Genomic DNA, 18481 nt, shown 5'->3' with positions numbered 1-18481 from the left:
CTCAGGCCCACCGCCGGCAAAGCGATCCCCTTCGATGACGATCCGCAGAGCCCCGCTCCTCTTCGTCGGGCTCCTCGGCGTCGCGCTCGCGAGCGCCTGCTCCTCGAGCGGCGCCGATGGGCCGAACGGGACGACCGGCAGCGGCGGCGGGTCCAGCTCGACGGGAGGCTCCACCGAGGCGACCGGCTCGACCAGCGCGAGCGGCGGCTCAGGCGGCGGCGCCACGACCGGCGCCGGCGGCGATGGCGCCGGAGGCGAGGGCGGAATGCTGGGCTCCGACGAGGAGTACCCCCTGCCGGACTCCCTGCCGGACGAGACCGGAGCAGACCTCTGGCTCCGGTACCCGAAGGTCCCGATTCCGAGGCGCCTCGCCGAGTACCAGGCTGCCTTCAAGCGCGTCGTCAAATCGGGCAGCGGCGCGAGCCTCGACATCGCCGAGGCCGAGCTGGTCAAGGGCCTGAGCGGCCTGACCGGCGGGACCGTCGAGACCGGCGCGGCCGTCGACGGCCCGGGCGCCGTGGTGATCGGCACGGCCGCCGCCGACATCATCAAGGGCCTGCCGCTCGCGGCGCGCCTCGGCGACCTGGGCCCCGAGGGCTACCTCGTCGAGGCCGCGGACGTGGGAGGCCAATCGGTGATCGCCGTGGCGGGCAACACGGAGGTGGGCGTGCTCTATGGCGCCTTCGCCCTCCTCCGGCACCTCCAGAGCCACAGCGCCCTCGCCGGGCTGTCGCTCGGGGGCTCTCCCAAGATCGAGCATCGCATCCTGAACCACTGGGACAACCTCGATCGCAGCGTGGAGCGCGGCTATGCGGGCCGCTCCATCTGGGACTGGAGCGCGCTGCCGGGCACGCTCTCCCCCCGTTACAAGGACTACGCGAGGGCCAACGCCTCCCTCGGCATCAACGGGACCGTGCTCACCAACGTGAACGCCAACGCGCAGGTCCTCACGCCGTCGTACCTCACGAAGGTCAAGGCGCTCGCCGACGTCTTCCGCCCTTATGGCATCAAGGTCTACCTCACGGCCCGCTTCAGCGCTCCGGTCGAGATCGGCAACCTGAGCACGGCCGACCCGACCAACGCCAACGTCAAGCAGTGGTGGGCGAACAAGGTCGACGAGATCTACCGGCAGATCCCCGACTTCGGCGGCTTCCTCGTGAAGGCGAACTCCGAGGGTCAGCCGGGGCCGCAGGACTATAACCGCACGCACGCCGACGGCGCCAACATGCTCGCCGACGCCCTCGCGCCCCACAAGGGCATCGTGATGTGGCGCGCCTTCGTCTACTCGGACACGAGCCCTCCGGACCGCATCAAGCAGGCGTACGAAGAGTTCAAGCCCCTGGACGGCAAGTTCAAGGCGAACGTCCTCGTGCAAGCCAAGAACGGCCCCCTCGACTTCCAGCCTCGAGAGCCGTTCCACCCGCTGTTCGGGGCCATGCCGAAGACGCCGCTGGTCCTCGAGCTCCAGATCACCAAGGAGTACCTCGGCGAAGATACGCACCTCGCCTACCTCGGCCCGCTCTACGAGGAGGTCCTCAGGGCGGACACCCACGCGAACGGCGACGGCTCGACCGTGGCGCGGGTCATCGACGGCTCCCTCCACGACTACGCGACCACCGCGATCGCCGGCGTCTCCAACGTCGGCGACGACGCGAACTGGACCGGGTCCCACATGAACCAGGCGAACTGGTACGTGTTCGGGCGGATGGCATGGAATCCGGACCTCTCCGCGGAGGCCATCGCCGAGGAGTGGGTCCGCCAGACGTTCTCGAACGACCCCGCCGTCGTCGAGCCGGTCGTTCAGATGATGATGAGCTCTCACCAGACGCTCGTCGACTACATGACGCCGCTCGGCCTGGTCCACATCATGGGCAGCGACCACCACTACGGGCCGGCCCCCTGGGTGAACAACCTGGGCCGCGCCGAGTGGAACCCGGTCTACTACCACAAGGCGGACGCGACCGGCATCGGCTTCAACCGATCTCCCTCGGGCAGCAACGCGGTCGCCCAGTACGCCGCGCCCGTGGGGCAGCAGTTCGGGAGTCGGGACACGGTGCCTGACGACTTTCTGCTCTTCTTCCACAAAGTCGGCTGGCAGGACGAGCTGAGCTCCGGGCGGACGGTCTGGGAGGAGCTCGTCCATCGCTACAGCCTCGGCGTGGACGGGGTGGGGCTCCTGCGCGATGCATGGAAGTCCGTCGAGGGCCGCATCGACGCCAAGCGGTTCAAAGACGTGACCGATTTCCTGCAGATCCAGCACTACGAAGCGCGCTGGTGGCGCGACGCGTGCCTCACCTACTTCGCCCAGGTCGGGCGGCTGGAGGTCCCGAGCGGCTATGCCCCCCCGGCGAACTCGCTGAGCTTCTACCAGGGGCTCGGCTGCCCCGCCGACGCGAAGAAGCCCCGCTGCTCGCAGGTCTACAAGGGCGAGCCGTCGCCCGCCATCCTCCCATGAGCTCGTCCGGCGAGCTCGGCCCGGCCCGAGCGGCCTGAGGCGCGACACCGGATCATCGATAGCAACCGGGCTGTGCGGCGCGCCGCCGCGCCCCTCCACGTCTCTCGCCACGCGCACCGGCGCGCTGGGGGCGACCAGGTGCCCCGGTCTCCTCCTCGTCCACATCCACGCGGCGACGCCGCGGGGCCGCGCGCGCTGGGCCATGTAGTCTGGCCCTCTGTCGAGCGCGCGGCGAGTCGACGCTCAGCGCCGAAGCTGATACGGATAGACGGCACATGGCGGAATCATGGCAGCTGGACGAGCTCGGCCGCTTCTTCGAGCTGTCCGTCGATCTGGTGGGCATCGCCGGCTTCGATGGGCACTTCAAGCGCATCGGCCAGGCCTGGGAGCGCGCGCTCGGCTACTCGCGCGAAGAGCTCCTCTCCAAACCCTTCCTCGACTTCGTCCATCCGGACGATCGAGAGCGCACCCTCGCGGAGTCGGCGCAGGCGTTCGCCGGCACCGGCAGCGTCACGTTCACGAACCGTTACCGGTGCCACGACGGCTCGTACCGATGGATCGAGTGGAACTCATCGGCCAACCAGGAGGCGCAGGTCGTCTATTTCGTCGCGCGCGACATCACGGACCGCAAGCGCGCCGAGGAGGCGCTGGTCGCGGCCGAGGCCCGGTTCCGGGCGGCGATCGACGGCAGCCTGGACGTCTTCTGCGTGCTCCGGCGCGCGCCGGGCGAGCGCGGGGCAGACGGGGGCTTCGAGTTCACCGAGGCCAACGCCAAGCTGGTCGAGATGTTCGGGAGGCCGCGCGAGGCCGTCATCGGCCGGTCCGTCGACGAGATCACGCCGGAGACCCGCCAGGTGGGGGTCGTGGCGCTGATGGAGCGCGCCCTCCGGACCCGCGAGCGGGTGCTCGAGGTGCTCGAGTTCCGCACGCCCGATAGCGGGAGCTTCTGGATGCACTACCAGATCATCCCGCTGAGCGACGACGACGTCGCGGTCACGGCCAGGGACATCACGCCGTTCAAGCGGCTGGAGGGCGACCTCAGGGAGTCGCTCCAGCGCCGCGAGGCCGACGCCGAGGAGCTCGAGCAGAAGAACCGGATGCTCGCGGAGGAGAACGCCGAGCGCGAGCGCGCCGAGGCGCTCTTGCGGCAGCAGCAGGAGACGATGCTCGCCATGTCCACGCCGATCATCCAGGCGTGGGAGGGGGTCCTCGTGCTGCCGGTCATCGGGACGGTGGATACCGCGCGGGCGGCGCAGATCATGGAGCGCCTCCTCCCCGAGATCGTGCGCACGCAGGCGCGTTATGCCGTCCTCGACCTGACCGGCGTCAGCGCCGTGGACGCCGCGACCGTGTCTCACCTGCTCGCCGTGGTGCGCGCGGCGAGCCTGCTCGGCAGCAGGTGCCTCGTCTCGGGGATCTCGCCCGCGATCGCCCGGACCATGACTGAGATCGGCGGCGCCGAGGGGGCGTTCATGACCTTCGGCCTGCTCCAGAACGCCCTGCGCTACGCGCTCTCCCGTTGCCAGGGCAGCGGCGCGGGCTGACGCGGCGCGCCCGCCCGGAGCTTTGCGCAGGCGCGCTGCGCGGCCGCCGGAACCGTGCTGGATGCAACGTCGCGGACGTCAAGCTCCCTCCGCCCGCGGCGCCGTGATCGCGAGAGCGCCGCCGGCGGCGGCGCTCCGCTGCCGGCGGGGTCAGCTGCGCTGCAGCCGGCTGACGGCGAACGCGCCGTCGCCGAGCAACGCCTGTGCGCCGAGCCCGATCATCAGGAAGGCGACGTACTCCCAGCCGCCCCCCTGGCCGGAGAACATCCAGCCGTTCGGGAGGTGCACGAGCAGCGCGCCGGCCATCACGGGCAGGAGCGCCAGCGCGACCAGGCGCGTCCGGAGCCCGGCCAGGAGCGCCGCGCCGCCGAGCAGCTCGGCGAGGAACACCGGGTACGCCGTCCAGCCCGGGAAGCCGCTCGCCGCGAAGAACGCCACGGTGCCCGGCAGCGTGAACACGAGCGGCTTGGCCAGCGCGTGCGCCAGGAACACGGCGCCCAGGCCGAGGCGCAAGAGGAGCGCGGCCAGGTCGGCCGAGCGGGGGGCGGCGAGGATCGTGTCGATTCGGTTCATGGGTGATGCCTCCATGCCCCGAGGAGTAAGCCCCGGCGCGGCGCGCCGGTAGAGCGCGCCCCGGAACGAATTGTTCTCTCCGGAGAACGATCTGCCGCTACGCCCACGAGACCCCGCGGAACGCCGCGGCCAGGTGCTCGACGAGCCGGCGCACCCGCGCGGGCGGGCGCCGGCCGGCGGCGTGCACGGCGTAGATGCCCATGGGCCGGGGCGCGAAGGCGTCGAGCAGCGTGACCAGGCGCCCGGCCCGGAGATCCTCGTCGACCATGAAGCGCGGCAGCACCGCGAGGCCGATCCCGGAGACGGCCGCCTCGCGGAGCGCCGTCCCGTTGCTCGCCGTGAGCGGGCCCGAGACGGGGACGGAGATGCGCCCCGAGGCGCCGTAGAAGCGCCACTCGTCCTCGACGCGCAGGTGCAGGTACCGCAGGCAGTCGTGGCGCAGGAGGTCCCCCGGCTGCTCGGGCCGCCCCCGCCGCTCGAGGTAGCCGGGCGCGCCGACCACGTGCAGCGCGGTCGTGGCGAGCTTCTGCGCGACGAGGCTCGAGTCCTTCAGCTTCGTGATCCGGATGGCCAGGTCCACGCGCTCCTCGACCAGGTCGACGAGCCGGTCGTTCAGCGCGAGCTCGACGTGCGCCCCCGGGGTCGCCCGCAGGAACCGCGCGAGCGGCTCCGCCAGGTACATCTGCGCGAAGGTGACCGGCGCGTTGAGCCGGATGCGGCCGCGGTCGGCGTCGGACGCGCCCCGCACCGCCGCCGCGGCCTCCTCGAGCACGCGCGCGCAGCGGGCGTAGAGGTTCATGCCGGCGTCCGTGACGGTGAGCTTGCGCGTGGTGCGCACGAGCAGCCGCTCGCCGAGGCGCTCCTCCAGGCGCGCGACCCGGGTGCTCACCATCGACTTCGACACCCCGAGCTCGGCCGCCGCGGCGGTGAAGGAGCGGCGCTCCACGACGCGGGCGAAGCACAGCATGGCGGGCAGATCGTCGAAGAGCGGGTCGAGCATGCGCCCACGGTGCACGGCGGGGCGGATTGTTCGCAAGGGAGAACGAGACCCGCGGCCGCGAGGACCGGGCGGCTCCGGCTTGCCTTCGCCCCTCCCCCTCCGGTAGCGTCGGCCCCGGGTAGAATTATCGTGGCGGCCCCGATCGTCGTCGACATCGCGTCGGGCCCTGCCGTGGACGGCGAGCTGCCGGCGCTCCTCATCGAGGCGTGCTCCCGCGCCGCCGGGGGCGGCGGGTGCGCGCTCGGCGACCCGAAGCGCACCGGGACCCCGGTGCGGGCGCTCGCCGTGGTCTGGCTGGACGGGCCGGACCACCGCCGCCTGCGGGTCGACGTCGCCTCGCTCGGCGCGCCCGGGGGCACGCTGTCGTCGCGCGAGATCGAGTTCCGCGAGGAGGATCCGCTGCCCGACCGCTACCGCACCGCGGGGCTCCTGGTCGCGGCCCTCTCGTCGGAGCGCGCCGGCGCCCCCGTCGACGCCGCCCCGGCCGACGCCGAGCAGGCCGACGCCGAGCAGGCCGCGGGGGCGCCGCCGCCGCGCCCGCTGGGCTGGTTCATCGGCGCCGGCGGGCTCGCCGGCAGCGGGCTCGAGGGCGGCCCCCCCAGCGCCGGCGGCTGGGTCATGGCCACGGCGCTCGACCGGCGCTCGGGCTTCTTCGGGGCGCTGTCGGCGTCCTATGCCACGACCCTGCGCGAGCCGGCCCCGGGGCTGTCCCTCCAGTGGCTCGGGCTGGCGGTCGGCGGCGGCATCGCCGCGCCCGTCGCGCCGCTCGACGCGCTCGTGCGCGCGAGGATCCAGGCCGCGACCGAGTGGGTGATGGGCTCCCCGCGCGACCCGAAGGCGCCGGAGGAGACGGGGCACGGGTGGACCTTCGGGACGCGCACGGCGATCGACCTCGCGTGGCCCGCCGAGGGCAGCGTGGCCCTCTTCGGCAGCGCCGAGGCGTTCGTGCGGATCCATCAGACCGATCTCCACGTCCACCCGAAGCCCAAGGCGACGCTGCCGAGCGGCGGCTTCACGGGGATGCTGGGGGTACAGCTGCGCCTGCGCTAGGTAGCTCCGCACCCCTCCTGGAAACGTGACGCTCTACCAGCGACTTACTCATGCATCGAGGGGGCCGCTTTCACGCCACAGCCTGCGGGCCGATGCGCTCCCTCGAAGAGCGGATGGCCGATGAGACCGCGATACGCGCGCTCCGGGCCATGGCGGTTTCGGCGAGGACGGCCGGCGCGACGCGCTGGTCCAGCGCGCGGCGACTGGCGCGCCGCGCGCGCGAGCGATGGAGCGAACGAGGCTTTGGATGTCGCCCCGCTCGGCGAGCACGGTAGAGGCCGACGGTCTGGCTGTGGTCGACGTGCTCTGAGGGGGCTGCCGTGGCATCCCGGTCCTGGGCGCTTGCGCTCCCGGCAGCAACCGATCGAGCATGACATCGATGAACACGAGTGACGACCTGACGCAGCTACGCCGGCGGATCGAGGAGCTCGAGCGGAGCGAGGCGCGTTACCGCGGTATCTTCGAGAGCTCCCCGATCTCCCTCTGGGAGGAGGACTGGTCGGCGGTCAGGCGGCACATCGACCAGATCATCGCGTCGGGCGTCACCGACCTGGACAGGCACTTCCAAACCCGTGTCGACGATGTCTTCACGGGCATCGCCCTCGTGAAGATCCTCGACGTGAACAAGGCCACGCTGGAGCTCTGCCGCGCCTCGAGCAAGGAACAGATCCTCGCCGGGCTGTCGGTCATCTTCGACGAGCCCGCGGTGATGACCTTCCACCGCGAGCTCGTCGCCTTGGGGAGCGGGGCGACGTCCTTCGAGGAAGAGACGTTCATCTCCACGCTCGACGGCGAGCGGAGGACCGTCACGCTCCGGCTCGCGATGAGCGCGGGCTCCGAGCAGACGTGGGAGCGCTGTTTCGTGTCGCTCCTGGACATCACGGATCGCAAGCGGGCCGAGGAGGCGCTGCGCCAGAGCAAGGAGGAGACCATCCGCGCGCAGATGACCATGCTGGCGCAGCTGTCCACGCCGGTGATCCCCATCAGCGACGACGTCATCGTCATGCCGCTCATCGGGGCGCTGGACCGAGCCCGGATGCAGCAGGCCACGGGCGCGCTCCTGGACGAGCTGCAGCGACGCGCGGCGAGGGTCGCCATCCTGGACATCACCGGCGTCCCCGGGATGGACGCGGAGGCCACCCACGGCATCCTCCAGGCGGCGGGCGCCGTGCGGCTGCTCGGGGCGAAGGTGGTGCTGACGGGGATCCGCCCGGAGGTCGCGCGGTGCCTGGTCGATCTCGGCTCCGACCTGCCCGACATCGTGACCCGCGGCACCCTGCAAGCCGGGATCGCCTACGCGATGCAGGGCGGCGCCGGGCGACGCTGAAGCTACAGGGCCACGTCCGCGACCTGGTCCTCGGCGAGCCGATGACCGGAAGCGCCAATCACGACCTGATGGACTTCACTGCCCCCATGCTGCTTCAGGTCGTCAGCCAGAACCGTCGTTTCGATCGGCGGATGGGGGGAGACGGATCCCGGAGCCGAGGTGTCGGCGCCGGCTCAAGCGCGGGAGTCCGCGGTGAGCAGGTGGCGAGCTCGGTCGTAGAGGCGCTGGGCGACGGCCGGGTCCAGGGTCGGCAAGGACGTGGGGAGCGGGGTGCGGCGGTCGTAGGCGAGGAGGCGGCCCGCCGGCGGGTCGTCCATGAGGAGCGTCACCCGCGCCCCCCGCAGCAGATCGGGGTCGACGTGTGGCGGGCGGGACCAGGGCGGCGGCGCGGCGGGCGTCGAAAAAAGCGCCGCGGCTCAGCCTGCTTTCCGGCGGAACGGCTACTGCATGAGCATGGGAACCGCCGAGCCACGACCAGCTGACCGCCGGCTCAGGCTCGTCTCCGCCCAGGCCGACGGGCAACCCGCGCCCGCCAGCGACGAGGAGCTCCTGCGCGCCTTCCACCGGGGCGAACGCGGGATCGGCCTGCGCCTGTACGAGCACCTGCTCCCCGCGGTCGACCGGACCCTGTACCGGATCCTGGGCTGCCGCGAGCAGGACCACGCCGACCTCGTGCAGGGCGCGTTCGAGCAGATCGTGAGCACGCTCGCGAAGCGCCGCTTCGCGGGGGAGTGCAGCCTGGCGGGCTGGGCGTCCGTCATCGCCTGCCACGTCGGGCTGAGCGCGCTGCGCGCCCGCCGGCGCGAGCGCAAGGTCATCGATCGCGCGCCGGGGCCCTCGGAGGACGCCGGCGCCGCGCCCGAGCCGCCCGCGCAGAGCGCCGACCCCGAGCGGGCGGTGAGCGCGCAGCGCGACCTCGAGGCGCTGCGCCGGCACCTCGCGGCGATGGACGGCGACCGCGCGACCGCGCTGCTGCTCCACGCCATGGGCTATTCTGTCAATGAAATCGCACACTTGACCGGCGTCTCCGAGGCCGCGGCCCAGTCGCGGCTGTCGCGGGGGCGGCGGGAGCTGAAGGCGCGCTGCGAGCCCGACGCAGCGGCGCGACGCGACGCCGATCGGCCCGAGGAGCCACGATGAAGCAGGACGACGTTGACGCCACCCCGGAGGACCGCGCCGATGCGCCCGGCGTGGAGGCCTCGCTGCGGGCGCTTGTCGAGCAGCCGGTGCCGCCGCTGCCCAGGGCCCAGGCGCGGTACCTCCAGCAGCGGATCGCCGGCCGCATCGACCAGCTCGCCGCCGAGGAGGCGGAGCGGCGCGGCCGCGTCGCCCGGCGGAAGCGGGACGCCCTCGTCGCGGGGGCGCTGGCGGCCGCCCTGGCGGCGGCGGTCGCCGGCGTCCTGATCGGGGTCCGGGCGCAGGACGCCTCGCCCGCGGCGGCGCAGGTGACGGCGCTCCAGGGCTCGGTCGAGATCGCGGCCGGGGGCGCGACGCGCTCGCCGCCGTCGCTCGCCCTCGTGCCGCTCACGAGCGACGAGGAGCTGCGGACCGGCGAGGGCGCGCGGGCGAAGGCGTCGCTCGCGACGGGCGCGACCGTCGAGGTCGGGCCGTCGACCCGCGTGCGGTTCGCGCCGGTGGGGGCCGGGCGCGACCGCCTCGGCGATGTCGTCACCCTCGAGCAGGGCAGGATCGCCGTCGAGGTGCCGCCGCTGCCGACGGGCGTGACCCTGTCGGTGCGGACCCTGGACGCCGTGGTCACGGTCCACGGGACGCGCTTCTCCGTCGAGCGGCAGCCCGGCGCGGCGGGGGCGCCGGCCGAGACGCGCGTGTCGGTCATGGAAGGTCGGGTCGCCGTGCACAGCGACGCGGTCGAGCGCGCCCTGAGCCCCGGCGAGACGTGGTCGTCCCGCGACGAGGAGCGCCGGGTGGACCGGCCCGCCGAGGGGCGGCCGGGCGACGCGCCGGCGCCGCCGCGCGGGGAGGCGCAGGACGGCGCCGCCGGCGAGGGCGGCAAGGCCGGCGGCGGGCCCGGCGAGGGCGGCAAGGCCGGCGAGGGGGAGCCGCGCGCGCCGCGCGACGCGCGCGAGGCGCCGGCGCGGGCCTCGCTCACGGCCGAGAACGCGCTGCTCCAGAGCGCGATGGCGGCCCGGAGGGGCGGGCAGCCGGGCCGGGCGATCGAGCGGCTCGACCTCCTCCTCGGCCGCTACCCGGACTCGCCGCTCGCCGAGATCGCCCGCGTGGAGCGCCTGCGCGCGATCGAGATGCTCGGCGACAAGCAACGCACGGCGGCGGAGGCGCGCCGCTATCTCAAGGACTACCCGCAGGGCTTCGGGCGCGAGGAAGCCACGTCCGCCGCGCGCCCGAGCGGCGCTCGCCCGTGAGCGCCCGCGCGCGGCGCCGTCTCGATTTTTTTGACGACCCCTGCCTGCTCTCGGCGCCTCCGGCGACTTTCACTTCATCAGAGGCAATCGCCGCCCCGGCGAGCGGGTTCGCCGGCGGCGGCAGGGTCGTGCTTGCTCTTCGATTTGGGAGGATCCCGATGCGTTCGTTCGCGTTGACTGGGTGTTTGTGTGGTGGGCTGTTGTCGCTCGCGATCGTCGGCCCGGCCTGTACCGTGCTGGGGACGGGAGATGCCGGCAGCAACATGGTCTCCGGGGACGACTGCGTCCCGTCGGACGAGGGAGGGAGCGCGCCGGCGCCGAGCTTCCCGGGGTCCGGCACGTCGGGCGCCGGCGAGCCGATCACCGCCGATCTCGATGCGCTGTCGTGTGGAGCGAGCCGCCTGGGCACCCCGGTGGACGAGACCGCCCAGGTCGACTGCTATTACACGAACAGCAACCCGACGACGCCGATGGCCTTCGTCGAGCGGGTCGTCGAGATCGCCGAGAGCGAGGAGCTCGTGCACGTGCGGCTGACGCTCAACCCCGCGTTCGTCGACAACACGTACGGCGAGACGGCCATCGGCTGGGGCGGCGAAGAGCAGGTCGGGCAGCCGCCCGCGCCCGGCGGCGGGCCCGGGCAGCCGCCCGCGCCCGGCGGCGGGCCGAAGCCGAAGGGGCACAAGGGGCACACGTTCAAGGACCTCGTGGGCAGCGACAAGGCCCAGTTCCAGATGACGGACGGGAAGGGAGAGCTCGTGCTCGACTTCTTCGTCGACTACGTCTCGGCCGACGAGGCGAAGCCGTCGGGCTACGGATCGCTCGGCGTGCTCGGCGGAGAGGGCAAGATGCTCCTCGGCGACGCCGGGGCCGTCGTCGCGGCGACCACCTCGCTCGACCGCGATCTCAACGCGTGCGGGTACGGCGCGTACGTCGTCGACTCCCCGGAGACGGACGAGAGCTACACCCCGAATCCGCAGACGCCGGGCTGGGATTACCGGGTCGTGTACGACGTGTGGGTGAGCGCCTCGGCGTTCGGCGCGGCGGGCTTCGGCGACGCGACCATCAGCTATGTGCACGCGTCGCCGAGCAAGTACCCGTCGGACACGCTCACCGTGACGCCGGGGCCGTGCCCCCCGACGACGTGCGAGGGCGAGGACCCGCCCGCCGGCGAAGGCGGCAGCGATCCCGGGGAGGATCCGGGCGGGGGTGAGGAGTGCAGGGATTCGGGTGGGGAGTGCACGGCGAACGCGGACTGCTGCTGGGACAGCGACGTGTGCCTGGGCGGCGTGTGCCAGCCGTTCGAGGTGCCCCAGTGAGGCGGCGCTCCCCGGCGCCGGGGCGGTCGTCCGCCCCGGGCCGGGGCGCCCAGCTCAGACCGGGTCCGGGCGGTCCAGCACGGCGTTGAAGACGGTCGGCGGCACCCGCAGGCGCTCGTCGCTCTCGTAGCGCTGGCGCAGCTCGGCGAAGCTCGCGTCGGGCGAGCGCGTGAGCGCGGCGAGCCGGTCGAACAGCGCGAACCGCTCGTCCCCGTGCGGCTCGTTGGGGCGGCTCATCCCGCCCCAGCAATCCCAGGGCAGCATCTCCATGTTGTTGAGCGCCGCCGCGTCGCGCACGATGTTCCCGTCGATGAACCAGTACCCGTGCTCGTCGAGGAAGCCGAACTTCGACGGATCGGCCTCCCCGGCGCGGCACCGCGCCCAGGCGTCGCCCGCGACGACGAAGCGGTCGCGGGGCACGTCGAGCGCGTCGAAGTCAGGGTTCAGCGCCGCCCGCTGGACGTCGTCGAGCTGCGCGTCGACGAGGACCCAGCGCGCCTCGGCGGCGTTCCAGTGCTCGGCGACCCAGTGGTCCATGAAGCTGTCGGGGGAAAAATAGCCGGCGAAGCCGCAGCGCGCCCGGGCGGGGACCCCCTTTGCGCGCAGCAGGGCGACCAGGAGCACCGTGAAGTGGCGGCAATTGCCGACGAGGCGCGCGCCGGGCGGCCGGGCGGCGGAGAGCGGCCGGCCGTCGTGGGCGAGGAGGCGCTCCAGCATCCGGTCTGCGGGACGGAGGTGGGGCTCGCCGCGGCGCTCGTCGGAGAGCTCCACGCCGTAGGCCTGCGCCCAGTGCTGGTGCAGCAGCAGGCCCTGCACGACGCGGACGAGCGAGGCCACGTCGCTCGGCAGCTCGTCGAGCCGGGGCGCGTGCGCGCCGGCGGACGTCATCGCGCCGGGGCGCGTGTAAAAGTCGGAGATTTCGTGTGCAAGCGTTGTCATCCGTCGTCCGCGAGGTGTGGTGTTCCGGGGAGCGCCGCGCGCCGCCCGGTGGAGTCTCCCATCAATTCGAGGGTGCGGGAAGAGCTCGGGGACAACTCACCGACGAGGTCGGACCGCTGACCTACGCCACGGAGGGGACGGGAACCGCTCGGACGATGTCCCAGACCATCTTCGTTCCTCCTCATGTCGTGTACGACGGCAAAGGCGACACGCTGCGCCCGACGTCGGCGCGACGTTCCGCCGGAGAACATCACCGAGTACTGAGCCTCTCGCTCGCCCGGGTCGCCCGGGCGCTCGGTGTCCGGCGCCGTCGCCGAGGGCTGCCGCCAGCGCTCGCCTCGGGCGCAGCCCCCGGGCTGCGCGCGGGGTCTCGGCCAGGAGGTCGCCCGGAGGCGCGCTTCGCTCGATTTGGTACACTGCGGCGCAGAAAGGGCTGGCGCGCGAGGGTGCTCCGCATCGAGCGCGCGATCCCCGGTCGCGCGCCGCATCGACAGCACATGCACCCATCCCAGCCAACCTCCGCCTCACGCGCCGCGCCGCGCGCAGACCGGCGGCCGCGCGCGCGCCTCCTTCTCCCGGCGCTCGCCGTCGCGCTCTCCACGTGCGGCGGCCGGAGCGACGTCCTCGAGGAGGGCGGCGCCGAGGAGGTCGCCCCAGTCCCCGCGTGCGAGCCCGCGCCGGAGGTGTGCGACGGCCTCGACAACGATTGCGACCGCGTCGTCGACGAGGGCTGCCCTTGCGCGGAGGGGCGAGAACGGGGCTGCTACTCGGGCCCGCAGGGCAGCCTGGGCATCGGGGCGTGCAGGGCCGGCGTGCAGGTCTGCTCGCGGGGCGCGTGGGGTCCGTGCACCGGCGAGAGCACGCCGGCGCCCGAGGCGTGCGACCTCGTCGACAACGACTGCGATGGACAGACCGACGAGGGCACGTGCCCCGACGGAACGGCGTGCGGCGCGGGCCTCACCGCGGACATGGCGTCGCCGCCGGAGGGATGGTCCTTCAACGGGTCGGCCTTCTGGGACCCGGAGTCGCGGACCGCCGTGCTCACCGAGGCCAGGAGCCAGCAGGCCGGCACCGTCGTCTACCGGAAGCCCCTCGTCGCCGACGCCTTCACCGCGACGTTCCAGTTCCGCCTCGGCCGGGGCGACGGCGTGGGCTTCATGCTCCAGGCGACGGGAGCGACGGCCGTGGGCGAGCCCGGCGGCGGCCTGGGCATGGCCGGGCTCGCCGGCTATGGCGTCGAGTTCGATACATACGAGAACTTCGATTGCGATGACGCGAGCAGCGAGCACATGGGCATCGCCGATCTCGCCCGGCCTTGCGCCGGGGGCGTCCTCGACTCGCTGCTCCAGGTGTACGGCGACCTCCGGCTCGGCGACGCCGCGTTCCATACGGCCCGCATCGAGCTCAATCAGGGCGAGGCGAGCGTGAGCCTCGACGGCAAGCCGCTGATCGAGAAGTTCGCCATCCCCGGCTTCCCCGTCGGGTCGGAGCTCTTCTATGGCTTCGCCGCCGGCACCGGAGCTGCCGTCGCGCGCCAGGAGATCCGGAATGTGACGATCACGTTCCCCGCTCCACGCTGCCTGTAGAGCGGTTTTCGCTCGGGTTCAACGCAGGCGTCTTCCGTACTTCGTCTCTCGTCTCCGTTCACGTCTGCGTGCGCGTTGACTCCGGCGAATCGCGCACGCGCACGCGCACGAAGGACGAGCACAGGAGACGGAAGACGGGGACGAGAGACACCGTACGTCGTCTCTCATCCCCGTCTTCCGTTCTCCGCTCCCTCTTACGTCTTCCCTCTTCCGTCTCCCCTCTTACGTCTTCGTGCGCGAGCGCGTGCGCGATTCCCCGGAAATCACGCCGTCACGCGCTCGCGGGGCGCGGGCCGCACAGCGGGCGCAGCGCGTCGCGCTCGGCCTGGGGCAGGACCGTGACCGGGTACTTCGGATTGCCGCTCGCGCGATCGAAGAACGGGTGCGGCCACGTCTTGCCGCGGATCTTCCAGCCGAGCACCTTCCCGATCGTGCGCGCGAGCAGGGGCACGTTCGGCTTCACCGTCCCGGGCGGAGGCTCGCCGATCGCGAACTTGCCGAAGATCCCGCCGCGCGGCGGGCCGAAGACCTCGTCGCACGGGCTCGCGCTCGGCGCTTGCTGGAACAGCTCGGTGGTGATGCCGAGGACCGGCAGCCGCGGCGTCGGCGTGTTGCCGAGCGGCGTCTTGCAGCAGCTCGCGTACCACCGATACAGGCCCCGCGGCGTGAGGCGCACGGCGGCGATGACCTCGGCGCCGCGGTCGAACGAGATCGCCGACGGAGGGACCTGCACGATGTCCGAGCCGCCGTGCTCGTCGAGCAGGTCCGCGCGGCCGAGGTGGTGCAGAAACGCCTGGCAGTCGGCGCAGTAGCAGATGGCGCGGTTCACCGTGCTCGGCGACGCATCGCGCAGCCATCCGTGGAGCTTTCCGCAACGACACTGGAGCTCGATATCTCGGGACATGGAGCCCACATATCATGTTCTGACGCGCGGCGCGCGCGCTTCTCGACGCGCGCGCCTCCCCTGAGCCGCTGGCGACCGCCGGCGCCGCGGCGCGACCAGGACCGCGGCTGGCAGTGTTATTGCTCGCACGATGAGCCGCCGCGCCCGCCTCGCCTCTCTGGATCTGAACTTGCTTGTCGTGCTCGACGAGCTGCTCCGGAGCCAGAGCACCGTCGTCGCGGCGAAGCGCCTCGGTCGGGCGCAGTCGTCGGTGAGCCACGCGCTCGGCCGGCTCCGCGAGGTGTTCGGCGATCCGCTCTTCGTCCGCACCGGAACCGCGCTCCGGCCGACGAGCTTCGCCGAGGAGCTCGCGGCGCCGCTGCGCGCGCAGCTCGACGCGCTGGAGCAGCTCCTCGAGCCGACGGCGGGCGTGGAGCCGTCGCGCCTCGAGCGGACGTTCACGCTCTCCGCGCCTGACTGGGCCGTGGTCCTGATGCTGCCGCCGCTCATGGCGCGGCTGCGCCGCGAGGCGCCCGGCGTCGATGTCGTGCTGCGCTCCTTCAGGATGGATGTGGATCGGGCGGTCCAGTCGGGCGAGATCGACGTGGCGCTCGGCGTGAGGTTCCAGCCGCTCTCCGGCCTCGTGATGCAGCGGCTGCTGGAGGAGCCGTTCGTGTGCATCGCGCACCGCGACCACCCCGACCTCGGGGAGCGCATCACGCTCGACGCGTACGCCGCCGCCGCCCATGTCCTTGTCGCGCCCTACGAGCTGCCCGGGAGCCCTCTGGACGACGAGCTCGCGCGGCTCGGGCACCGCCGGCGCGTCGTGCTCCGGGTCCCGCACTTCTCGGCGGCCCTGTTCGTCGTCGCGCAGACGGACCTCATCGCGACGCTTCCGAGCAGCTTCGTCCACGCGACCGCGCCGCTCCTCCGCCTCCGCGTGATCGAGCCGCCGCTCGCGATCCCGCCCTTTTCGTTCTCATGCCTCTTCAGCGCAACACGGCAGAAGGATCCCGCGCACGTCTGGCTCCGCAGGTGCATCTCCGAGATCTGTCGCGAGATCCACGCCGGGACGCCGCGCGCGGCCGCCGGCCGGCCTATCGACACCATCGATAGATAGTAACAGCCAGTCGGGCGCGCCGCGGCGTGGACCGTCCGCGGGGCCGCCATTACGCTCTGGTCCGACGACGGCAGGCCGTCGCGCGGCGCTACGCGCCGCCGCGATCCGCGAGGCACGGGGCCTCGCGAGCCACCGAAAGGAAAGAACACCATGCGATCCATCACCGCGCTCGGCTTCTCTCTCTGCCTCTCCCTGGCCGCGGCCGCGTGCGCCGACGACGGGTCGGGCGGGAGCGAGGGCAGCGCGGCCTCCGGCGACGGCGTTGACCAGGGCGCGCGCCCGGGCTGGCGCGGGCTCGCTCCGATCGCGGGCGGCCCGCGCCAGGAGCACGGCGTGGTCGCGCTAGACGGCAAGGTCTACGTCATCGCGGGCGTCGGCGGCGAGCTGCTCAACACCGGGCGCGTCGAGGTCTACGATCCTCGCGAGGACGCGTGGTCCGAGGCCGCGCCGCTGCCGATGGCCCTGAATCACCCGAACGTCGCTGCCCTGCACGGCAAGATCTACCTGCTCGGCGGCATGATCGGCGAGTTCCCCTGGACGGCCGTCGGAAATGCGTTCGAGTACGATCCGGAGTCCGATACGTGGACGGAGATCGAGCCCATGCCGGTGGGGACCGAGCGCGGGAGCGCGGCCGTCGGCGTGGAGGGCACGAAGATCTACCTCGCGGGCGGGCTGCGCTCGCTGACGCCCCGCTTCCAGGACACGGTGCTCGACGTCTCCTCGTACGACGTCGTGACCGGCGCCTGGGAGGCGCTGCCGGACCTGCCCGAGCCGCGCGATCACGTCGGCGGCGCGGTCGTGGGCTCGACGTTCTACGTGCTCGGCGGCCGGGCGAACGGCCAGGGGAACGTGAAGGACACCGTGTTCGCGTACGACCTCTCGGAGCGCGCCTGGTCGACGCGCGCGCCGATGCCGACGGCGCGCGGCGGCGTCGCGGCGGCCGTGGAGGGCGAGACGATCTACGTCATCGGCGGCGAGGGCAACGAGGAGCCGGGCGCGCTGGGCGTCTTCGACGACAACGAGGCCTACGACGCCGCGCGCGACGCGTGGCAGGTGCTCGCGCCGATGACGACGCCGCGCCACGGCACCGGCGCGGTCGCCGTCGACGGGGCGATCTACGTTCCCGGCGGCGGGACCCAGCAAGGCTTCGGCTCGACCGACGTCACGGATGCGTTCATGCCCTGAGCGGGGCGCGACCGCGCGAGGCCGTAACGACCGTGTTCCAGCGCTGGAGCGTTCGAGGGGTGAGCAGATCCACGCCCGGACGGAGATATCGTGGCGCCGGACATCCGGGCGCGAGCGCCCGGGCGACGGAGCGCTACGTCTTCCTCTACGCCGCGCTTCAGGAATCCACCTCGACGAGCAGGTGGATGGCGGCGACGGTCACGGCGACCGACGGACGCAGCGCGGAAGGCGCGTTGCGAGCGATGTACGAGCGCCGAGAGCCCGGGGTGATGTCGACCGCCCCGAGGATGCCGCCATCGGCCAGCACGTAGTAGCCGCCGACGTTGCTCGGGCGCACCGTCTGGTGCGCCCACTCGACCCACAGGACGCGCTCGTCCTCGCTGCGCAGGAGCGCGTCCCAGTCGAGCAGTTCACGCGGTTCGGGCTTGGGTCCCCCGATCTTGCGCATCTCCTTCACCCACTCGGGCACCCACTCGGGCTCTTTCGGCCAGGTGGTCTTCAGCTCGACGTCGAACCGCATCGCCCAGGCGCGCGTGCCGTCGTGCAGACGACAACCGAGCTGACGCGAGCCGCGGTTCCTCCAGGGGTCGCGCGGTCCGGCGCAATCGATGCTGCCCGCCGGCATGTCGGGCCCGGTCATGGCGGCGCGGAGCCGCCAGCGGCTGTCATGGCTCACCTTCGCCGAGCCGAGCTTCATCAGGGCAACACCCCTGCTGCGCTCGTAGTCGATGGCGGTCACGCGGTAGGGGCCGATGCGGAGGTACTCAGGCGGAAAGAAGCCAGAGGGCCTCTCCGTCGGCAGCTCTTCCGCCCGGGGGGCGAACTTGGGATCGAGCTCGAGCTGCACGCAGCCCGCGCAAAGCCAGCCCATCAGGAGAGCGCCCAGCGCGGACGACATCGCAGGGCGTCGCGAGATCGCCGCCTCTCGGGGCGAGCAGTTGACCGTGGGGTTCGACACGAAGGCGCTCCTGGAAAGTGGAGGGGATAGGATACGCGCCGAGCGCGTCGCGCAGCGACGAGCGCTCGTCGTCGGTGAATCGACCGCCGGCCACCAAGCAAGCCACGTGCCTCGCGGTCCGGCGCTCGGACCGCCGGAGAGCCGCGCGCGCGAGCGCGCAGCGG

16 protein-coding genes are annotated in these 18481 nt (G+C 72.7%); 10 read left to right on the top strand and 6 right to left on the bottom strand.

Features of this window, described 5'->3' with window-relative positions; all coding sequences use genetic code 11:
* Positions 1-34 precede the first annotated feature (34 nt).
* Entirely contained in the window at positions 35-2455 is a 2421-nt protein-coding gene (locus tag WME98_RS29535; protein ID WP_437945069.1) for an alpha-glucuronidase family glycosyl hydrolase, read from the top strand.
* Positions 2456-2730: 275 nt separating this feature from the next.
* On the top strand, positions 2731-3999 hold the full coding sequence (locus tag WME98_RS29530) for a PAS domain S-box protein (protein ID WP_437945068.1): 1269 nt from the start codon (positions 2731-2733) through the stop codon (positions 3997-3999).
* 150 nt (positions 4000-4149) lie between these two features.
* Here WME98_RS29530 and WME98_RS29525 read toward each other — a convergent pair whose 3' ends face one another.
* A complete protein-coding gene (locus WME98_RS29525; protein WP_437945067.1) occupies positions 4150-4572 on the bottom strand; it encodes a DoxX family protein in 423 nt (140 codons plus the stop codon).
* Between the two features lie 97 nt (positions 4573-4669).
* Entirely contained in the window at positions 4670-5587 is a 918-nt protein-coding gene (locus tag WME98_RS29520; protein ID WP_437336160.1) for a LysR family transcriptional regulator, read from the bottom strand.
* Positions 5588-5701: 114 nt separating this feature from the next.
* On the opposite strand from WME98_RS29520, the gene WME98_RS29515 reads away from it, so the two are divergent.
* Positions 5702-6622 carry a hypothetical protein gene (locus tag WME98_RS29515; RefSeq protein WP_437945066.1) on the top strand — a complete coding sequence of 307 codons (921 nt, stop codon included), beginning with the start codon at positions 5702-5704 and terminating at the stop codon, positions 6620-6622.
* Positions 6623-7001: 379 nt separating this feature from the next.
* The gene (locus tag WME98_RS29510) at positions 7002-7949 is read left to right on the top strand and encodes an STAS domain-containing protein (RefSeq protein ID WP_437945065.1); all 948 of its coding nucleotides are present in this window, start codon (positions 7002-7004) and stop codon (positions 7947-7949) included.
* Between the two features lie 173 nt (positions 7950-8122).
* Here the strand turns inward: WME98_RS29510 and WME98_RS29505 are convergent, their stop codons facing one another.
* The gene (locus WME98_RS29505; RefSeq protein ID WP_437945064.1) at positions 8123-8278 is read right to left on the bottom strand and encodes a hypothetical protein; all 156 of its coding nucleotides are present in this window, start codon (positions 8276-8278) and stop codon (positions 8123-8125) included.
* A gap of 118 nt (positions 8279-8396) precedes the next feature.
* Here WME98_RS29505 and WME98_RS29500 point away from each other — a divergent pair, with 118 nt between their 5' ends.
* The 3 genes from WME98_RS29500 to WME98_RS29490 all read left to right on the top strand — a co-directional run bounded on the left by WME98_RS29500 (position 8397) and on the right by WME98_RS29490 (position 11646).
* A complete protein-coding gene (locus WME98_RS29500; protein WP_437945063.1) occupies positions 8397-9089 on the top strand; it encodes an RNA polymerase sigma factor in 693 nt (230 codons plus the stop codon).
* Positions 9086-10330, top strand: coding sequence for a FecR domain-containing protein (locus WME98_RS29495; RefSeq protein WP_437945062.1), 1245 nt, complete (start codon positions 9086-9088; stop codon positions 10328-10330). Before WME98_RS29500 ends, WME98_RS29495 begins: the two co-directional genes overlap by 4 nt.
* 200 nt (positions 10331-10530) lie before the next feature.
* The gene (locus tag WME98_RS29490; RefSeq protein WP_437945061.1) at positions 10531-11646 is read left to right on the top strand and encodes a hypothetical protein; all 1116 of its coding nucleotides are present in this window, start codon (positions 10531-10533) and stop codon (positions 11644-11646) included.
* Between the two features lie 54 nt (positions 11647-11700).
* Here WME98_RS29490 and WME98_RS29485 read toward each other — a convergent pair whose 3' ends face one another.
* Complete coding sequence (locus tag WME98_RS29485) at positions 11701-12585, bottom strand: transglutaminase-like domain-containing protein (RefSeq protein WP_437945060.1); 885 nt, start codon at positions 12583-12585, stop codon at positions 11701-11703.
* A 497-nt stretch (positions 12586-13082) separates the two neighbouring features.
* Between WME98_RS29485 and WME98_RS29480 the strand changes: the two genes are divergently transcribed.
* Positions 13083-14171, top strand: a complete 1089-nt coding sequence (locus WME98_RS29480; protein ID WP_437945059.1) for an L-type lectin-domain containing protein — start codon at positions 13083-13085, stop codon at positions 14169-14171.
* Between the two features lie 271 nt (positions 14172-14442).
* Here WME98_RS29480 and WME98_RS29475 read toward each other — a convergent pair whose 3' ends face one another.
* Positions 14443-15075: a DUF6151 family protein gene (locus tag WME98_RS29475; RefSeq protein WP_437945058.1), complete on the bottom strand. Its 633-nt coding sequence runs from the start codon at positions 15073-15075 to the stop codon at positions 14443-14445.
* A gap of 130 nt (positions 15076-15205) precedes the next feature.
* On the opposite strand from WME98_RS29475, the gene WME98_RS29470 reads away from it, so the two are divergent.
* Both WME98_RS29470 and WME98_RS29465 read left to right on the top strand, forming a co-directional pair.
* Positions 15206-16174 carry a LysR family transcriptional regulator gene (locus WME98_RS29470; RefSeq protein WP_437945057.1) on the top strand — a complete coding sequence of 323 codons (969 nt, stop codon included), beginning with the start codon at positions 15206-15208 and terminating at the stop codon, positions 16172-16174.
* A 150-nt stretch (positions 16175-16324) separates the two neighbouring features.
* On the top strand, positions 16325-17359 hold the full coding sequence (locus tag WME98_RS29465; protein ID WP_437945056.1) for a Kelch repeat-containing protein: 1035 nt from the start codon (positions 16325-16327) through the stop codon (positions 17357-17359).
* 157 nt (positions 17360-17516) lie between these two features.
* Here WME98_RS29465 and WME98_RS29460 read toward each other — a convergent pair whose 3' ends face one another.
* Complete coding sequence (locus WME98_RS29460) at positions 17517-18317, bottom strand: hypothetical protein (RefSeq protein ID WP_437945055.1); 801 nt, start codon at positions 18315-18317, stop codon at positions 17517-17519.
* Positions 18318-18481: the final 164 nt, after the last annotated feature.

This window comes from Sorangium sp. So ce296, from assembly GCF_051529605.1.
GTDB lineage: Bacteria > Myxococcota_A > Polyangia > Polyangiales > Polyangiaceae > Sorangium > Sorangium cellulosum_D.
Note: the sequence above shows the minus strand (reverse complement) of the source record. Positions and strands in the feature narration are given on the sequence as shown.

Coding starts and splice junctions, on each gene's coding strand:
- WME98_RS29470 (WP_437945057.1), top strand. CDS start 15,206: ATGAGCCGCCGCGCCCGCCTCGCCTCTCTGGATCTGAACTTGCTTGTC.
- WME98_RS29485 (WP_437945060.1), bottom strand. CDS start 12,585: ATGACAACGCTTGCACACGAAATCTCCGACTTTTACACGCGCCCCGGC.
- WME98_RS29480 (WP_437945059.1), top strand. CDS start 13,083: ATGCACCCATCCCAGCCAACCTCCGCCTCACGCGCCGCGCCGCGCGCA.
- WME98_RS29495 (WP_437945062.1), top strand. CDS start 9,086: ATGAAGCAGGACGACGTTGACGCCACCCCGGAGGACCGCGCCGATGCG.
- WME98_RS29465 (WP_437945056.1), top strand. CDS start 16,325: ATGCGATCCATCACCGCGCTCGGCTTCTCTCTCTGCCTCTCCCTGGCC.
- WME98_RS29500 (WP_437945063.1), top strand. CDS start 8,397: ATGAGCATGGGAACCGCCGAGCCACGACCAGCTGACCGCCGGCTCAGG.
- WME98_RS29510 (WP_437945065.1), top strand. CDS start 7,002: ATGAACACGAGTGACGACCTGACGCAGCTACGCCGGCGGATCGAGGAG.
- WME98_RS29535 (WP_437945069.1), top strand. CDS start 35: ATGACGATCCGCAGAGCCCCGCTCCTCTTCGTCGGGCTCCTCGGCGTC.
- WME98_RS29530 (WP_437945068.1), top strand. CDS start 2,731: ATGGCGGAATCATGGCAGCTGGACGAGCTCGGCCGCTTCTTCGAGCTG.
- WME98_RS29475 (WP_437945058.1), bottom strand. CDS start 15,075: ATGTCCCGAGATATCGAGCTCCAGTGTCGTTGCGGAAAGCTCCACGGA.
- WME98_RS29525 (WP_437945067.1), bottom strand. CDS start 4,572: ATGAACCGAATCGACACGATCCTCGCCGCCCCCCGCTCGGCCGACCTG.